Genomic DNA, 14,508 nt, shown 5'->3' with positions numbered 1-14,508 from the left:
CCGCGTACCCCGATCGACGGCGTCACCGGGCGTACGCGTCGACGAACAGCGCGCCCCGGAGCTCGCGCAGGGTGTCCACCAGCCGCTCCACCGTCCGGTTGGAGATGCCCGAGACCTGGAGGTCGTACGGGCCGAGTGCCGGGAGCCGTCCGGTTCGGATGCGGACGACCTCCCACCCCACGGCCCGGACGGCGCGGTCCTTCTTCCGGTCGGTCTCCTGCCGGGGTCCGACGTGTTCGAGCCCGTGCCGACCGGTGGAGTCGTACTCGATGGCGACGCGGAGCTCGGGCAGGATGATGTCCGGCCAGGCCTCGACGTGGTCGAAGAACGGGCGGTCGAGCCGGATCGCGGAGTGGTCGTACGTGAACGCGAACCGCTCCGACAGCATCGCCCGCAGCTCGGCCTCGACTGCCGAGGCCGTCGCCGGGGCGCAGACGCTCGTGAACGACTCACCCGACGGCAGCCGCGGGGTCTTCGGGCAGATCGTGCGGGGAGCGGACTGGGTGGTCCGCCGTGGTGCCCCACCGGCCGCCCCGGCGACGGGCCGACGGGGGCGGGAGCGGCTCGACGCGACGGCTCCGGCCGGGATCCCGCGCACCGGAGCCGCAGGCAGCGTCTGTCGTCCGGCACTCCGGACGACCCGCTGCGGCACGGGCACCGCCTGGGGCCAGTCCGACGGCAGCTCCGGCCACCGCTGCGGCTGCGCCTGCACCGCGCACTCGGGGCACCAGACGGATCGCCGACGTTCACGGCCCGGGCGGGACCGCTGTTCGGACGGGGTCGCGACGAAGACGTGCCCGACGTCGCACTCCCACGTGAGCAGGACCTCGGCAGCCGGGGGGACCTGGGTCAGGACGACGCCGTGGTTCCAGTCGGGGTGGTACTGGCGGATGAGCACCGGGTAGGGCGCCCACTCGGCGCGGAACTGTCCGACGGCGTACGGCACCGCTTCGCCGCGCGACCACTGTCGCCGGCGCCACCACGCATCGACGGGTTCGGCCACGCCACCACGCTAGGAACGACCACCGACACCCGCCGCCCCACGCAGCACAACCGACACCGCCGCCCCACGCAGCGCGACCACCACCCGTCGCCCCACGCAGCGCGACCGATCCCGCCGCGACACCGCGGCACGCTCGAAGCCTCAGGAGGCCAGCGCGTGCTTCACGTAGGCGACCAGGGCGTTCGCGTGCCCGTGCCCGAGGCCGTGCTCGGATTTGAGCCAGCCGACGACCTCCATGTGCTGGTGGTCGTCGAGCCGGTCGGCGACCAGGTCGAGCCACTCCTGCACCGGGCGACCGTACGTCGTCTCGATGCTCGGGAAGTACGACGCCGGCCCCTTCGCCTTCGCCCCGTCGGCCGGGGACTCCGGGGCGGTCACACGATGCGCTGTCATGGCGCAACGCTAGCGCTCGGGGCGTCGTTCGGTGCGAGGATCGGCGGATGGTCTCGTCCTTCCTGACCCACGCCGAGGTGGTCGTCGACCCCGCGGTCGCGATCGAGTCGTGGGGCCTCTCCCCCGAGGGCCGCGCCCGCGCCGCCGCTGCGCACCGGCTCGCGTGGACCCCGGGCTCCCGGCGGATCGTCTCGAGCGCCGAGCGCAAGGCCGTCGAGACCGCCGACCTCCTTGCCCGCTCGGTGGGACTGCCGGTCGACCGGGACCCGCTGCTCGGCGAGATCGACCGGAGCGCGACCGGCTACCTGCCGCCCTCCGAGTTCGAGGCCGTCGTCGACGCGTTCTTCGCCGAGCCCGAGCAGTCGGTCCGCGGCTGGGAACGGGCGGTCGACGCACAGGAGCGCATCATCGCGGCCGTCCGCCGACTCTGCGCGACCGGCGACGTCACGATCGTGTCGCACGGCGCGGTCGGCGCGCTCCTCCTCGCCCACCTGCGCGGTGTCCCGGTCACGCGCGCCCTCGACCAGCCCGGCATGGGCAGCGTCTTCCACTTCGACGTGCCCGCCTGGCGGGCGACCAGCGGCTGGAGACGCGTCCCCGCGACCTGACGGGAGGCACGGGGCGGGGCCGCCACGGGCCTCCCGTCCGCCGCCTGCGCGACCCGACCGCCCCCTCATCAGACCACCCGCGTCGCGCCCGTCACGGGGCCGGGTGCGGCGTCCTCGTCGTCGGCGTCGTGGAGCGCCCGCTCCGCCTGCCCGAGCAGGTGGTGCACGGCGAGGCCGATCGAGCGGGCACCGACGACCGCGACGAGCACGCTCAGCAGCACCAGCAACGCGGTGGTGGGGATCCAGGCGGACGGCAGCGCGAGTGCGCGGAACCACTCCACCGCGGCGGTGGCGACCGCGGCGGCCGGGAACACGAACGACCAGAACCCGAGCGAGAACGCCAGGCGGACGTACCGCGGCAGCAGGGCGAGCTGCACGAGGACCATCAGGACGCCCAGCCCCGCGATGGCCTGCACCGGCAGGGTCACGGCACCGTCAGTGAGGGCGAAGACCGACACCGTGGCGACCGCCGGCGGCGCGACGAGGATCGCCATCGTCGGCACGAGCGGTCCGGGCAGAGCGGGTCGGAACGCGAGCCGGATGAGCAGCAGGCCGGTCATGACGCCCCAGAAGAACACGCCGACGCCGAGGGCCGGCCAGGACAGCCAGCCGACGCCGACCTCGTGGGTGGCGACCGAGGCGACCAGGGCCGCGGCGACGGTCGGCAGCAGGTAGCCGCCGTGCACGGACTCGAGGGCGAGCCGGCCCTCGAACCAGGTGCTCAGCAGCCAGGCGGCGAACCCGGCCGCGGTGGCCACGGCGGCGAGCACGACGACCTGTCCAGCGACGGGGGCGAACCGCGCGAGGTCGACCCCGAGCAGCATCGCCGTCGCGGGCACGAGCGCCGCGATCGGACCCTGCGCCGGGTGGCGGAGCTGGTCGACGAGCCGTTCCTCGACGCGGAGCCCCCGGACGGTGTGGGCGGCGAGCATCCACACCCAGGCGACGGCGGCGATCGCCCAGAACACCTGCGGCACGACGGCGGGCAGGTGCAGCACGGGGGCGGCGTACGACCACGTCTCGGCGAAGCCGGCGAGGCCGAACGGGACGGCGAGGGTGTTGAGCGGGATGCGGGAAGTGGGGCGTGGCATGGCTGCACCATTCTTCCGGACGTGTGGGCTTCGCCCGTGCGTGCCCTGGCCGGGGGTCAGGGCGGTGGCAGGGTCGACGGGGAACGACACCGTCGACGTCGTACGACATCGATCCTGTCGTTCACACGCGCGTGCAACCGTCCGCGCACGCAACAGGCGACCGAGTCGGTGTCGTACGACGACGACCCTGTCGTTCGGCGTCCGCACGAAGCCGTGGACGCAGAACGTAACGGGCCGGACCCCTCGTGGAAGAGTGGCTCTGCAGCGCACCGCGAAGCCTCGCGCGCGGCCCCCGACTCCCGACAGTCCAGACCCCATCGAGAGGAAGGCAGCGCATGCCCTTCGAGAACACCGACCGCATCCAGGCCACCACGGCCGGATCGCTCCCCCGCACCCCCGAACTCATCGCCGCGAACGCCGCGCGACCCGTCGCAGCCGACGGCTTCACGCTCGTGACCACCGACGAGGTCCGTGCCCTGACGAGCGCGGCCGTCGACGACGTCGTCGCCCGGCAGACCGCGCTCGGCATCACGCAGCCCGGTGACGGCGAGTTCGGCAAGGCGATGTCCAACAGCGTCGACTACGGCGCCTGGTGGGGCTACTCGTTCCAGCGCGTCAGTGGCCTGAGCCTGACCGACGAGAACATCTTCTCGCAGCAGCCGGTCCGCTCCGCCCCGGGCAACATCCGCCTCACGAGCTTCCCGGACCGCCGCGACTGGACGATCTTCCGCGACGCCTACACCGACCCCGAGTCGGGCATCGGCACCGGCAAGAACGCCACCGCGTTCCCGACCACCACCGGTCCGATCACCTACACCGGCCACGAGGCCGCGGCCACCGACGCCGCGAACCTCAAGCACGCGGTCGAGGCTGCCGGCGCCGACAACGGCTTCATCACCGCGCTCTCCCCCGGCTCCGCGGCCAGGATCGCGAACGAGTACTACGCAACGGACGAGGAGCACATCTGGGCCTGGGCCGACGCCCTGCGGGAGGAGTACACCACCATCCTCGACGCCGGCCTCGTGCTGCAGATCGACGACCCCTCGATCGCCGAGAACTGGGACCAGATCAACCCCGAACCGAGCATCGAGGACTACCGCGCCTTCACGCGCATCCGGGTCGAGGCGCTCAACCACGCACTCAGGGGCCTCGACACCAGCCGCGTCCGCTTCCACCTGTGCTGGGGTTCCTGGCACGGCCCGCACACCACCGACATCGAGCTCCGCCACATCGTCGACCTCATGCTCGAGATCGACGCCGGCGCCTACTCGTTCGAGGCCGCGAACGCCCGCCACGAGCACGAGTGGACCGTGTGGCAGGACGTCTCCCTGCCCGACGGGAAGGTCATCGTCCCCGGCGTCGTCGGTCACGCCACGAACGTCGTCGAGCACCCCGACCTCGTCGCGCAGCGCATCGAGCGCTTCGCCTCGGTCGTCGGGCGCGAGCGCGTCATCGCCGGCACCGACTGCGGCCTCGGCGGCCGGGTCCACCCGCAGATCGCCGCGGCGAAGCTCGAGTCCCTCGGCGAGGGTGCACGGCGCGCGAGCGCGAAGCTCTTCTAGCAGTCCGTTCCTTCCCAGAACGGCTGCGATCCCAGGTCGAATCGGGCGTACCTGCCACGAAGAACACGGCAGGTACGCCCGGTTCGTGGAGGTACGCCCGATTCGTGGAGGTACGCCCGGTTCGTGGAGGTACGCCCGGTTCGTGGAGGTACGCCCGGTTGCGGGGGTACGCAGCGACGGACTGGAGGCCCGGTGCCAGCTGGCACCGGGCCTCCAGTCCGTCAGCGAGTGCGTCTACCGACGCGAGCGACCGAGCACGACCGCCGCGCCGGCAGCGGCGACGCCGAGCCAGACGAGGGGGCGCGTGACGCGGCGTCGCTTCGCGACCCAGCCGCCGTTCGTGGCGTTGTCCGCGTCGGCGGGGGCGTAGAGGTTGCCGTCGGTCGGGGCGCCCTTGCCACGGAGCGCGAACGTCTCCACCATGGGCTTCGTGATCTTGTGGAACAGGCCCGGGAACACGTACTGCAGCGGCACGAGCGAGGCCTGGATCCGGCCGACGAAGCGGTAGCGCTTCGGGTGGGTCGCGGCCTGGACGACCGCGCGGCCCGCCCGCTCGACGGAGACCGTGGGCGGCAGCGGGTGCGAGGTCTTGCCGGTGTAGTTGGCGCCGTTCTGGTAGATCGGCGTGTCGATGGTGGACGGCAGCAGCGCGGTGAACTTGATGCCGGTGCCCGCGAACTCGTCGCCGAGCACGTCGACCAGGCCGAGCGCAGCGTGCTTGCTCGTCACGTACGCCGACTGGTACGGCGCGGAGAGCAGCGACTGGATCGAGCCGACGAGCACGTACGTGCCGGTGCCACGCTGCTTCCAGTGCGGCAGCAGGTGCGTGATCGCGTTGAGGTGCCCGTACAGGTTCGTGTCGACGACACGCTTGAACGCCTCGGTGGGGGTCTGCTCGAACAGGCCGTAGACGAACAGCGCCGCGTTGCCGACGAAGACGTCGATGCGGCCGAACCGGCTCGTGACGGTGCCGATCAGGTCCTTGACCTGGTGCTCGTCCGCGACGTCGGTCGGGATGGCGATCGCCTCGGCGCCGAGCTTCCGGCACTCCGCCGCTGCTGCCTCCAGGCTGTCGCGTCCTCGTGCGGCGAGCACGAGCGTGGCGCCCTGCCGGGCGAACTCGTGTGCGGCGGCCCTCCCGATGCCGCTCGATGCTCCGGTGATGACGACGATCTTCCCGCGGTACCGATGTCCCATGCGTCCTTGGTACCCGCCGCTGGTCCGTTCCCGCACAGCCGGGTCGTACCCCTGTGCCCGGTGCGAAGATGGAGCATGCGCAAGGACGACCTGACCGTCGACGAAGCCACGGTCATCGCGGAGCACGCCCGCTCGGGTGCGCTCGACGTCGACGACCCCGAGGTGCGGAAGGTCGTCGAGCAGGCGAACCGGGTGCTCGTCCGTGCGCAGGTGTGGGGCGAGGAGCGGAGCCCGAAGCTGCGGCGCCGCCGGCGCTTCATCGCGGTCGGGGCCCTCGTGATGGTGCTCGTCTGGGTCGCGGGGCTGCTCGTGCCGCTGGCGTTGCGCTTCGGCTGACGGTCGCGGCAGTCGGCGGTTCCCGGCTGCTCCCGGCTGTTCCCGGCGGTTCCCGGGGTCGACACGTGCGCCCCGCGGACGAACCACGGGCCGACCCTGGTGAGACGCGGCCTGATGGTGCATGATCCGACGACCACACCACCATCGCGCTGCAGGGAGCACGGCTTGGACCAGCACATCGATCGACGGCGCTTCGTGGCGCTCGGACTCGCGGGGGCCGCAGCCACCGCCCTCGGCACGACGGCGATCGGCTCGAGCGGGACGGCGCAGGCCGCGGAGGCCGCCGCGACCCCCACGGAGCCGGTGCTGCTCGCGGCCGACGAGTTCGACGGCCCGGCCGGCACCGCACCGAACCCCGGCATCTGGCGGTACGACCTCGGCGCCGGCGGCTGGGGCAACGCCGAGCTGCAGACCTACACGGACTCCCGGCGCAACGCGGCGCTCGACGGTGCCGGCAACCTCGTCATCACCGCGCGGCGCGAGGCCGACGGCTCGTACTCGTCGGCCCGCCTGAAGTCCGAGGGCACCTACACCGCGCAGTACGGCCGCATCGAGGCGCGCATCCGGATCCCTCGCGGCCAGGGCATCTGGCCGGCGTTCTGGATGCTCGGCGCCGACATCGGGCAGGTCGGCTGGCCGGCGTGCGGCGAGATCGACGTCATGGAGAACGTCGGGTACGAGCCCGGCATCGTGCACGGGACGGTGCACGGACCCGGGTACTCCGGCGCGCAGGGCGTCTCGGCGTCCTTCCCGAGCCCGTCCGGAGCGCCGTTCGCCGACGACTTCCACGTGTACGGGGTCGACTGGCGCCCCGGCTCGATCACCTGGACGGTCGACGGTGTCGCGTACCGGACGGTCACCCGTGCCGACGTCGGCGCGAACCCGTGGGTGTTCGACAAGCCGTTCTTCGTGATCCTCAACGTCGCGGTGGGCGGCACCTGGCCCGGTTCGCCCGACGCCTCGACGCCGTTCCCGCAGCAGATGACCGTCGACTGGCTGCGGGTGTACCAGAACGCCTGATCGCCCCCCCGCTCCACCGGCGACCCGCTCAGTCGGCCGACCCGCTCGACCGCCCGTTCTGCTCGTCAGGGACGGCGGTTGGCCCGGGCGACGAGCCACAGGTACGTGCTGTGGCCGACGAGCGCGAGCCCGAAGAACACGGCCGCCACCGCGTAGACCCGGTCGAGCTTGCCCTGCCCGATCACGAGCATCACGACGCAGAACACGACGGCGATGGCGAGGACACCGACCTGCACGGTCGACCAGATCCGTCGGAAGCGCGGCATGCCCGTCTCGTTCACGCCACCCATTCTGCCTGATGCGGTCAGTGCTTCTCCGGGTCGTGGCCCCAGTTCATGAGCGAGTACCGCCAGGGTGTGTCGTGCACGTCGCCGTCGGGCCGCTGCTCCGAGTGCCGGGCGACGTAGCCGACGACCTTCCGCATGTGCGCCAGGTCGTCGTCGGTGCGGTCGGCCCGGTGCTCCTCGAGGATCCGGATGATGTGCCGACCGCTCTCGTGTCCGGTGGATTCACCGCCGCCGGAGGGCTTCTGGCCGACGGACTTCGACTCGTCGGTGTCGAGCCACGTCCGCAGTTCGGTGGCGGTCATGTTCACCGCGTCGTCGAAGTCGGCCCGGGTCTGCTCGTCGTCGTGCTCGCTCATGGGGTCGAGCCAACCGGGTGCTGCTGGACGACTGCGCAGGGCGGACGCGGCTCCGACGGCGCCCAGCCCGTCGCGCGTTTCCTGATCGGGCGGACCCGCACCTGAACAGGAAGAGGCACATCATGCGCGCAGTCGTGTGGCACGGCTGGATCAAGGTCGAAATCGGCACCGCCTGACCGGACCGCGCTGCGACCGCACCACGACGACACCGGGTGGGAATGGATCGGCCCCGCCCGGTGTCGAACTCTCCACCGACCACGAAGGAGCCCACCATGAGCCTCGACCTCCACAAGAGCACCGGCACCGGAACCGTCACCGACGAGCGCGCCTGCCTGCCGAAGCCCGTGCTTCCCAGCCTGCACGACGAGCGCACCCCGTCCTTCGGCCGCTGGCTCGGGCAGATCAACCACACCGACTGACCCTTCGGCGGGAGCGACGGCCCGCACGGCCCACCGACGGCCAGTCCCGTCGCCGAGCACTGCTACCGTGCACCCATGTCCTGGGGCCGGCGCTACTACGCGCTGCAAGCCGTCGGCGGAGTGGCGTGGTGGCTCGCCGTGGCGGCCCTGCCGTGGGTCCGGACGTCGACGCTCGGCTCGCTCGACCCGGTGCTCGTCGCCGTGTTCGACGTGCCGCTGTTCGTCGTCGGCTCAGCCCTGGCGTCGGCCGGTGTCCGGGCGGCCGCGGTGGTCACGACGGTGTGGACCGCCCTGGTGTTCGGCGGACTGGCCGTCTGGGCGACCGTCACCGGTGAGGCCGGCTGGGGCGTGCTCGTCATGCTGGCCGCGACCGTCGGTTCCGTCCTCGCCCTCGCACTCGTCCTGCTCGGACGGGTCCCGACCGAGTGGGTGACGACGGGCCCGCTGCGGATCCGTCCCGCCGATGCGGACGCCCCGCGTTCCCGGCACGTCGCAGCGACGTGCTGCAGATCGTGGTGTTCTGGGGCCTGTTCCTCGGGGTGCTCCCCCTCGTCATCGCGTTCGCGGAGCACCGGTGGGGTCTCCACCCCGCGCTGCCCACGCCCCTGGTCACCGGCCTGACCGTGCTCGGCGCGGTCGTCCTGCTGGCAGCGAGTGCGCTCGGCATCGCGTCGGCCGCTGCGATGTCGACGAAGGGCGACGGCACCCCGCTGCCCTCGGCGACCGCGAACCGTCTGGTGGTCGCCGGTCCGTACCGGTCGGTGCGGAACCCGATGGCACTGGCCGGCATCACCCAGGGTGTCGCCGTCGGCCTGCTGCTGTCGTCCTGGCTCGTCGTCGTCTACGCGGTCGCCGGTTCCGTGGTCTGGAACTGCATCGTCCGCCCGCTCGAGGAATCCGACCTCGAGGAACGGTTCGGCGACCACTTCCGCCGGTACGCCGACGAGGTCCGGTGCTGGGTGCCGCGCTGGCCGGTGCCGGCGCGGGTGGGTTCGGTGCCGCTCAGCGCGTCGCGCCGCTGATGTTCACGAGCCACGACACCCCGTGGCGATCGGTGAGCATGCCGAAGGTGTCGCCCCAGGGTGCCTCGGTGAGCGGTTCGACGATCGTCGCGCCCTCGGCGAGGCCGTTCCACCAGCGCGTCAGCACCTCGTGGTCGTCGCCGCTGAGCGACAACGAGATGCTGCTCTCCGCCGGCGTGGGCATGCCGGACGGTGCGTCCGATGCCATCAGCAGCAGTCCCTGGTCGCCGTCGAGCTGGCCGTGCATCACCTTGTCGGCGTCAGCGGGGTCCTGGCTCATGCCGGCTTCACCGAACGTGCCGATCGTGAGCGTGCCACCGAAGACGGAGTGGTAGAACTCGAGCGCTTCGCGGGCGCCGTTCCGGAACCCGAGGTAGGGGTTGAGGCGAACGGTCATGACGGTCTCCCTCGTCCTGCGCGGGCGCCGTCGCCCGCGTCGTGATCATGCTGGCATGAAGAACACGCCGTCGTCTTCGTCCGGCGCCGCCAGGTCGTCGAGACGCCTCCGGATTCGGCGGCGTCTCGACGGCGGGGCGGCGTCGCAGCACCACACCGGCGTGTTGAGAACGGCACCGACGTCGGACGGGAGGCCCGTGGCGGCGCCGCCACGGGCCTCCCGACCCTCAGACGGTGGCGTCCACGACCGGCGGCCGCGCTGACGGGGCCAGCTCGCGGATCCGCTTGGCGGGGACGCCGGCGTAGACGCCGTACGCCGTCAGGCGGCCGACGACCACGGCCCCGGCGGCGACCACGACGTCGTGCTCGATGTGGGCCCCCGGCAGGACCGTGGCGCGACCGCCGATCCAGACGTGCTCCTCGATGACCACGGGGCGGCCGGTCGCGACGTCGCTCCACCGGCCCTCGGCGTCGATCTCGTGGTGACTCGTCATGATGAGCACCTGCATCCCGATCGCGGTGTTCGCGCCGATGGTCACGGGGGCCACGGCCTCGACGGTCACGTTCCGGTTGCAGAAGACGCCGCGGCCGATCGTGAGGTGCTTCGGGTTGCCGGTCAGCGAGAAGCCCGCACCCACGCCGGACTCGGCGCGGGACCCGGCGGCACGCAGCAGGAACCGTCGGACGATCCGGGGGAGCAACACCGACCCGAGCAGCGCCGTGAACACGAGGTGCTCCCGCGCGTGCGAGGCGTCCTCGACGAGCCGGCGGCCGAACGTCGAGGGGACGGGCGCCGAGGTCGGGCGGGGTGGTGCGGCTGAGCCGGCCACGGGGTCTCCAGTCGTCGTGGCTGCATGTCCTGCAGCGCAAACGTAGGGCGACGATCATCGTCGACCGGCCGGACGACGGGCGGTTGCGCGGCTAGGCGCGCGCGCCGTCCCGCGCGGAGGACGCCGTCTGCCGGGGCAGCTCGCCGAACTCCTCGCGGTAGCTGCCCGCGAACCGGCCCAGGTGGGCGAACCCGGTCGCCCGGGCGATCTCCGCGACGCTCCGGCCGTCCCCCGACTCGAGCTGTTCGCGCGCGAGCAGCAGCCGGATGCGGCGCAGGTACATCGTCGGAGTGATCCCGTGGTGTCGTTGGAACGCCGCCTGCACGCCGCGCACGCTCAAGCCCGCGGCCTCGGCGACGTCGTCGACGGTGATCGGCTCGGTGGCGTGCTCGAGCAGGAAGGTCTCGGCGCGGGCGAACCGCGCGGTGGCTGCCACAGCGGGTTCGTGCTGCCCGACCGGCCAGTGCGGGATGGCGGTGAGCAGGCCGCCCGCGGCGAACCGCGCGAGTTCCCGCTCGCGCTCGACCGGCACGGCGTCCGGCCCGGCCAGGACCTCCTGTGCGACGGACCGCACCATCAGCCACCAGGCGGCCAGCGGTGCGCCCTCCGGGACGTGCCGCGGACGGAACTCGATGGGACCAGGAGCCCAGTCACCGCGCTCGGCTGCGACCTGCTCGACGATCGTGCGGTCGATGCGCAGGACGTCCTTGTTGCAGTCGATCCAGCGGAACCGCTGGGGCCCCTGCCGGAAGAGTGTGGGCCGGCCGATCTTCACCGGGTTCTCGTCGAGCTGTGCGACACCCGACTTCATCCAGAAGATCATCATCGCGTCGCCCGGCTCGATCGCGCCGCTCAGGACCCCGGTGCAGCGGGTCGACTCGAGGGACAGCAGCCCCGTCCCGCGCACGCGTTCCTCGAACACGAACTCGGCGTCCGTCGGCTCGACCGACAGGCCGTGGGTGATGTGCGTGCGCGCCATCGCCTCGGCCGCGACCGACGGATCGGCGGTCTGGATCTCCCGCAACAGGCGGTGCATCGTCTCGGGCACGTGATGATCCTCCCGGCATCGTCGCGTCCGCGCAACGAGCGGCGCGCCGCGTCCGCGCAACGAGCGGCGCCGCGCGTACCTGTGCGGCGACCAGCAACCGGGCTGTTGGCTGTGCTGCAGGAGGTCGCCACATGAAGCAGATCCAGTACGACCGCTCGACGATCCTGACGAGCGACGACGTGGCCGACGCCGTGATCGAGTACGCCGCCGCCCTCGCCGGCGGCAACCGAGCCGACACGGTGGCGATCCCGGCCGTCGCCGAGGACGGCACCATGACGACCACCAAGGTGCTCATCGGCCCGTCGAGCCAGCTCGTCGTCGAGGACGCCGACGAGGACGAGCTCGAGCGCGAGGACGCTGTGTTCGTGGCACGGTTGCGTGCCGCCGCGATGACGTTCGAGCACGACGACGTGATCCACGCGGACACCCGCTCGGACCTGACCGAGGGGCCGATGGCGTAGCGGCAGCGCGCGGGCTCAGCGCCCGATGTCCGGCGGTTCCGCGCTGGTGTCGACGGCGAGCACGGCCTCGGTGCGTCGCCCGATCTCGAGCAGGAACGCGGCGCCCTCGGGCTCCAGGTCGTCGTCCGGTGCAGGCTCGATCGCGACCGGGATCCCCTGCGCGAGCAACACCTCGACGGTGCTCGCCACCCCGAAGTCGTCAGCGGTCGGGATCGACACGACGTCGCTCAGCCGGCTCTGGTGCAGCGCGGCCGCGTACCGGATCACCGCGTTCGCGATCGGATCGCTCGTCAGGACACGGACCGTGCCCGCGTAGTTCACGTACTTCACAATTGCTCCCTGGCGAAGAGGAGCATCCGCCGCGGTGACGGCTCCCTGATCCGGTGCCACGGTAGGCCGTCGTCGTCCCCGCTACACATCTTCGCCGACGAAACGGGGTACGCCTCGACCCTGGACCGGTGCTCAGTCAGGGTCGCCCACCATCGGGGGCGTCCAGGGAAACCGACCACAGGGAGAGACATGACCGAGCAGCAGCAGCCCCCGGGGAGCGACCAGGAGCTCACACCGCAGGCCGACCACGGCGAGGAGTCGTACCGCGGCTCGGGCAAGCTCACCGGCAAGCGCGCCGTCATCACGGGCGGGGACAGCGGCATCGGCAAGGCCGTCGCGATCGCGTTCGCCCGCGAAGGTGCTGACGTCCTGATCAGCTACCTGCCGGAAGAAGAGGACGACGCGCAGGACACCAAACGCTGGATCGAGGAGGCCGGTCGGAAGGCCGTGCTCTTCCCCGGCGACGTCAGCGACCCCGCGTACTGCCGATCGGTCATCGACCAGGCTGTCTCGGAGCTCGGCGGGCTCGACGTCCTCGTGAACAACGCCGCCTACCAGATGACCCACGAGACGATCGAGGAGATCAGCGACGAGGAGTGGGACCACACCCTCGCGACGAACCTCAGCGCCTACTTCCACCTGGTCAAGGCCGCGCTGCCGCACCTCGGACCGGGGTCGTCGATCATCGGTTCGAGCTCGGTGAACTCCGACAACCCGAAGCCGAACCTCGCCCCGTACGACGTCACGAAGGCGGGCGTCGCGAACCTGTCGGCCGCACTCGCGCAGCTGCTCGGCGAACGTGGCATCCGCGTGAACAGCGTCGCGCCCGGTCCGATCTGGACGCCGCTCATCCCCTCGACGATGCCGCCGGAGCAGGTCGAGCAGTTCGGCAAGCAGTCGCCGCTCGGCCGTCCCGGCCAGCCGGCCGAGCTCGCGCCCGTCTACGTGCTGCTCGCCAGTGACGACGGCAGCTACGTCTCCGGAGCGCGGGTCGCCGTCACCGGCGGCACCCCGATCCTGTAGCGGGCCGCCGGCCCGGCAACGGGACCAGGAGGCGGACGGGAGGCCCGGGGCACGTCGTGCACCGGGCCTCCCGTCCGCCATCGGGGGACGCTGCTCCTGAATCCCCACCCACCGCCCGCGGCCTACGTTCAGGGCCATGTCCACGCGAGCGAAGACCGTCACGGCACTGTTCGGTGCCGCCACCCTTGCCCTCATGCTCACCGCCTGCGACCCGGGCGGAGCGCAGAACATCAACCCCGTCGGCAAGGTGCCGGGCTCCGAGGAGAAGTCCCAGTCGGCGCAGTGCGACGTGGCCTCGAGCGCCGTGGTCGACATGATCGACGAGGCCGTCGGCTCGCACGACACCACGGAGTTCGCGAACACCCAGAAGGGTGACGGCGGTTGGTACCTCGGTGCGGCGATCGTCCCCGCCGACAGCAACGACTCGAACGACGACGAGGTCACGATCTGGGCGACCACCGCTGACCCGTCGGCCGACGACTTCGACGGGCCGCTGTACGCCGTGAACGACGTCGCCAAGCAGGCCGTCGCCGACGAGACGACCACCACCTCGGACGCGCCGTCGCCGTTCGCCGACGACTCGAAGGCCGCTGAGCAGGTCGAGAGCTGCGTCGTCGAGGCGTCCGACCGCTAGTCGTCGGGATGGATGGTCCCGTGGCCGATCAGCCCTTGGGCTGGTCGGCCACCTGCACGTCCACGTGGTAGTCGTCGCCGCCGTCGGTGCTGATCGTCGACACCGAGTCGTAGACCACGTCGTAGCCGGCGGTGTTCACGTCGCAGTGCACCTCGGCACCGTCCTCGATCGCGATGTCGTCCTCGCCGCAGTCGACCTCGGGGGTCGCGTCGGAGATGTCCGCCAACGCGTCGACGACGACCCGCTCGAAGGCGTCCGGTGTGACGGTCCGGGACGCCGACGACGATGCCGACACCGTGCACCCGCTGAGCGTCGCCGCCAGGGCGATCGTCGTGGTGAGTGCGGTGATGGCGCGCTGGTGCTGCATGGTGTCCCCCGTGGTCCCCTGGCCGCTGGCCGCCCCGAGATCGGGGACCGGCCGTTCCTCGACGATAGCGGGAAGGTGCGAGGACGTCTGCCACGAGTTCGGGTCAGGAGCAGACGTCCTCGCGC

19 protein-coding genes and 1 pseudogene are annotated in these 14,508 nt (G+C 71.9%); 9 read left to right on the top strand and 11 right to left on the bottom strand.

The window, feature by feature from the left end:
• Nucleotides 1-22: 22 nt before the first annotated feature.
• Together KK087_RS05740 and KK087_RS05735 are read right to left on the bottom strand one after the other, a co-directional pair.
• Nucleotides 23-1,003: a putative endonuclease domain-containing protein gene (locus KK087_RS05740; RefSeq protein ID WP_214564498.1), complete on the bottom strand. Its 981-nt coding sequence runs from the start codon at nt 1,001-1,003 to the stop codon at nt 23-25.
• Nucleotides 1,004-1,144: 141 nt separating this feature from the next.
• Complete coding sequence (locus KK087_RS05735) at nt 1,145-1,396, bottom strand: DUF4287 domain-containing protein (RefSeq protein ID WP_214531713.1); 252 nt, start codon at nt 1,394-1,396, stop codon at nt 1,145-1,147.
• Between the two features lie 47 nt (nt 1,397-1,443).
• Between KK087_RS05735 and KK087_RS05730 the strand changes: the two genes are divergently transcribed.
• A complete protein-coding gene (locus tag KK087_RS05730; RefSeq protein ID WP_214564497.1) occupies nt 1,444-2,004 on the top strand; it encodes a histidine phosphatase family protein in 561 nt (186 codons plus the stop codon).
• 68 nt (nt 2,005-2,072) lie between these two features.
• On the opposite strand, the gene KK087_RS05725 is transcribed toward KK087_RS05730, so the two are convergent.
• Nucleotides 2,073-3,095: an SLAC1 family transporter gene (locus tag KK087_RS05725; RefSeq protein ID WP_214564496.1), complete on the bottom strand. Its 1,023-nt coding sequence runs from the start codon at nt 3,093-3,095 to the stop codon at nt 2,073-2,075.
• Nucleotides 3,096-3,430: 335 nt separating this feature from the next.
• Between KK087_RS05725 and KK087_RS05720 the strand changes: the two genes are divergently transcribed.
• Nucleotides 3,431-4,657, top strand: coding sequence for a cobalamin-independent methionine synthase II family protein (locus KK087_RS05720; protein WP_214564495.1), 1,227 nt, complete (start codon nt 3,431-3,433; stop codon nt 4,655-4,657).
• 234 nt (nt 4,658-4,891) lie between these two features.
• Here KK087_RS05720 and KK087_RS05715 read toward each other — a convergent pair whose 3' ends face one another.
• On the bottom strand, nt 4,892-5,854 hold the full coding sequence (locus KK087_RS05715; RefSeq protein WP_214564494.1) for an SDR family NAD(P)-dependent oxidoreductase: 963 nt from the start codon (nt 5,852-5,854) through the stop codon (nt 4,892-4,894).
• 75 nt (nt 5,855-5,929) lie between these two features.
• Here KK087_RS05715 and KK087_RS05710 point away from each other — a divergent pair, with 75 nt between their 5' ends.
• Nucleotides 5,930-6,190, top strand: coding sequence for a hypothetical protein (locus KK087_RS05710; protein ID WP_214531398.1), 261 nt, complete (start codon nt 5,930-5,932; stop codon nt 6,188-6,190).
• A gap of 165 nt (nt 6,191-6,355) precedes the next feature.
• Nucleotides 6,356-7,210, top strand: coding sequence for a glycoside hydrolase family 16 protein (locus tag KK087_RS05705; protein ID WP_214564493.1), 855 nt, complete (start codon nt 6,356-6,358; stop codon nt 7,208-7,210).
• Between the two features lie 65 nt (nt 7,211-7,275).
• Here KK087_RS05705 and KK087_RS05700 read toward each other — a convergent pair whose 3' ends face one another.
• Together KK087_RS05700 and KK087_RS05695 are read right to left on the bottom strand one after the other, a co-directional pair.
• Entirely contained in the window at nt 7,276-7,491 is a 216-nt protein-coding gene (locus KK087_RS05700) for a hypothetical protein (protein ID WP_139179681.1), read from the bottom strand.
• A 23-nt stretch (nt 7,492-7,514) separates the two neighbouring features.
• Nucleotides 7,515-7,853 carry a DUF3140 domain-containing protein gene (locus KK087_RS05695; RefSeq protein WP_214564492.1) on the bottom strand — a complete coding sequence of 113 codons (339 nt, stop codon included), beginning with the start codon at nt 7,851-7,853 and terminating at the stop codon, nt 7,515-7,517.
• Between the two features lie 272 nt (nt 7,854-8,125).
• Between KK087_RS05695 and KK087_RS05690 the strand changes: the two genes are divergently transcribed.
• Together KK087_RS05690 and KK087_RS05685 are read left to right on the top strand one after the other, a co-directional pair.
• Nucleotides 8,126-8,272, top strand: coding sequence for a hypothetical protein (locus KK087_RS05690; RefSeq protein WP_214549988.1), 147 nt, complete (start codon nt 8,126-8,128; stop codon nt 8,270-8,272).
• A gap of 75 nt (nt 8,273-8,347) precedes the next feature.
• Nucleotides 8,348-9,294: pseudogene (locus KK087_RS05685) on the top strand (methyltransferase family protein).
• On the opposite strand, the gene KK087_RS05680 reads toward KK087_RS05685, so the two are convergent.
• The 3 genes from KK087_RS05680 to KK087_RS17845 form a co-directional block, all read right to left on the bottom strand.
• Nucleotides 9,275-9,691 (bottom strand): VOC family protein, encoded by a 417-nt coding sequence (locus tag KK087_RS05680; protein ID WP_214564491.1) that lies wholly within the window; start codon nt 9,689-9,691, stop codon nt 9,275-9,277. The pseudogene KK087_RS05685 and the gene KK087_RS05680 overlap by 20 nt on opposite strands.
• A 226-nt stretch (nt 9,692-9,917) precedes the next feature.
• The gene (locus tag KK087_RS17850; protein WP_307860003.1) at nt 9,918-10,520 is read right to left on the bottom strand and encodes a DapH/DapD/GlmU-related protein; all 603 of its coding nucleotides are present in this window, start codon (nt 10,518-10,520) and stop codon (nt 9,918-9,920) included.
• 91 nt (nt 10,521-10,611) lie between these two features.
• Nucleotides 10,612-11,568: an AraC family transcriptional regulator gene (locus KK087_RS17845; protein ID WP_214564490.1), complete on the bottom strand. Its 957-nt coding sequence runs from the start codon at nt 11,566-11,568 to the stop codon at nt 10,612-10,614.
• Between the two features lie 131 nt (nt 11,569-11,699).
• Here KK087_RS17845 and KK087_RS05665 point away from each other — a divergent pair, with 131 nt between their 5' ends.
• Nucleotides 11,700-12,029: a hypothetical protein gene (locus KK087_RS05665; RefSeq protein WP_214564489.1), complete on the top strand. Its 330-nt coding sequence runs from the start codon at nt 11,700-11,702 to the stop codon at nt 12,027-12,029.
• A gap of 15 nt (nt 12,030-12,044) precedes the next feature.
• Here the strand turns inward: KK087_RS05665 and KK087_RS05660 are convergent, their stop codons facing one another.
• On the bottom strand, nt 12,045-12,419 hold the full coding sequence (locus tag KK087_RS05660) for a hypothetical protein (RefSeq protein WP_214564488.1): 375 nt from the start codon (nt 12,417-12,419) through the stop codon (nt 12,045-12,047).
• 129 nt (nt 12,420-12,548) lie between these two features.
• Between KK087_RS05660 and KK087_RS05655 the strand changes: the two genes are divergently transcribed.
• Both KK087_RS05655 and KK087_RS05650 read left to right on the top strand, forming a co-directional pair.
• Nucleotides 12,549-13,382, top strand: a complete 834-nt coding sequence (locus KK087_RS05655; RefSeq protein WP_214564487.1) for an SDR family oxidoreductase — start codon at nt 12,549-12,551, stop codon at nt 13,380-13,382.
• Between the two features lie 136 nt (nt 13,383-13,518).
• A complete protein-coding gene (locus tag KK087_RS05650) occupies nt 13,519-14,016 on the top strand; it encodes a hypothetical protein (protein WP_214531409.1) in 498 nt (165 codons plus the stop codon).
• Nucleotides 14,017-14,044: 28 nt separating this feature from the next.
• On the opposite strand, the gene KK087_RS05645 is transcribed toward KK087_RS05650, so the two are convergent.
• Nucleotides 14,045-14,383 carry a DUF4333 domain-containing protein gene (locus KK087_RS05645; protein ID WP_214564486.1) on the bottom strand — a complete coding sequence of 113 codons (339 nt, stop codon included), beginning with the start codon at nt 14,381-14,383 and terminating at the stop codon, nt 14,045-14,047.
• Nucleotides 14,384-14,508 lie beyond the last annotated feature (125 nt).

The organism is Curtobacterium aurantiacum, from assembly GCF_018598555.1.
Classification (GTDB): Bacteria; Actinomycetota; Actinomycetes; order Actinomycetales; family Microbacteriaceae; genus Curtobacterium; species Curtobacterium aurantiacum.
The sequence above is the reverse complement of the archived record's forward strand: the minus strand, read 5'-3'. Positions and strand labels throughout refer to the sequence as shown.

Coding starts and splice junctions, on each gene's coding strand:
- KK087_RS05665 (WP_214564489.1), top strand. CDS start 11,700: ATGAAGCAGATCCAGTACGACCGCTCGACGATCCTGACGAGCGACGAC.
- KK087_RS05680 (WP_214564491.1), bottom strand. CDS start 9,691: ATGACCGTTCGCCTCAACCCCTACCTCGGGTTCCGGAACGGCGCCCGC.
- KK087_RS05720 (WP_214564495.1), top strand. CDS start 3,431: ATGCCCTTCGAGAACACCGACCGCATCCAGGCCACCACGGCCGGATCG.
- KK087_RS05715 (WP_214564494.1), bottom strand. CDS start 5,854: ATGGGACATCGGTACCGCGGGAAGATCGTCGTCATCACCGGAGCATCG.
- KK087_RS05725 (WP_214564496.1), bottom strand. CDS start 3,095: ATGCCACGCCCCACTTCCCGCATCCCGCTCAACACCCTCGCCGTCCCG.
- KK087_RS05650 (WP_214531409.1), top strand. CDS start 13,519: ATGTCCACGCGAGCGAAGACCGTCACGGCACTGTTCGGTGCCGCCACC.
- KK087_RS05730 (WP_214564497.1), top strand. CDS start 1,444: ATGGTCTCGTCCTTCCTGACCCACGCCGAGGTGGTCGTCGACCCCGCG.
- KK087_RS05735 (WP_214531713.1), bottom strand. CDS start 1,396: ATGACAGCGCATCGTGTGACCGCCCCGGAGTCCCCGGCCGACGGGGCG.
- KK087_RS05690 (WP_214549988.1), top strand. CDS start 8,126: ATGAGCCTCGACCTCCACAAGAGCACCGGCACCGGAACCGTCACCGAC.
- KK087_RS05695 (WP_214564492.1), bottom strand. CDS start 7,853: ATGAGCGAGCACGACGACGAGCAGACCCGGGCCGACTTCGACGACGCG.
- KK087_RS05655 (WP_214564487.1), top strand. CDS start 12,549: ATGACCGAGCAGCAGCAGCCCCCGGGGAGCGACCAGGAGCTCACACCG.
- KK087_RS05645 (WP_214564486.1), bottom strand. CDS start 14,383: ATGCAGCACCAGCGCGCCATCACCGCACTCACCACGACGATCGCCCTG.
- KK087_RS05710 (WP_214531398.1), top strand. CDS start 5,930: ATGCGCAAGGACGACCTGACCGTCGACGAAGCCACGGTCATCGCGGAG.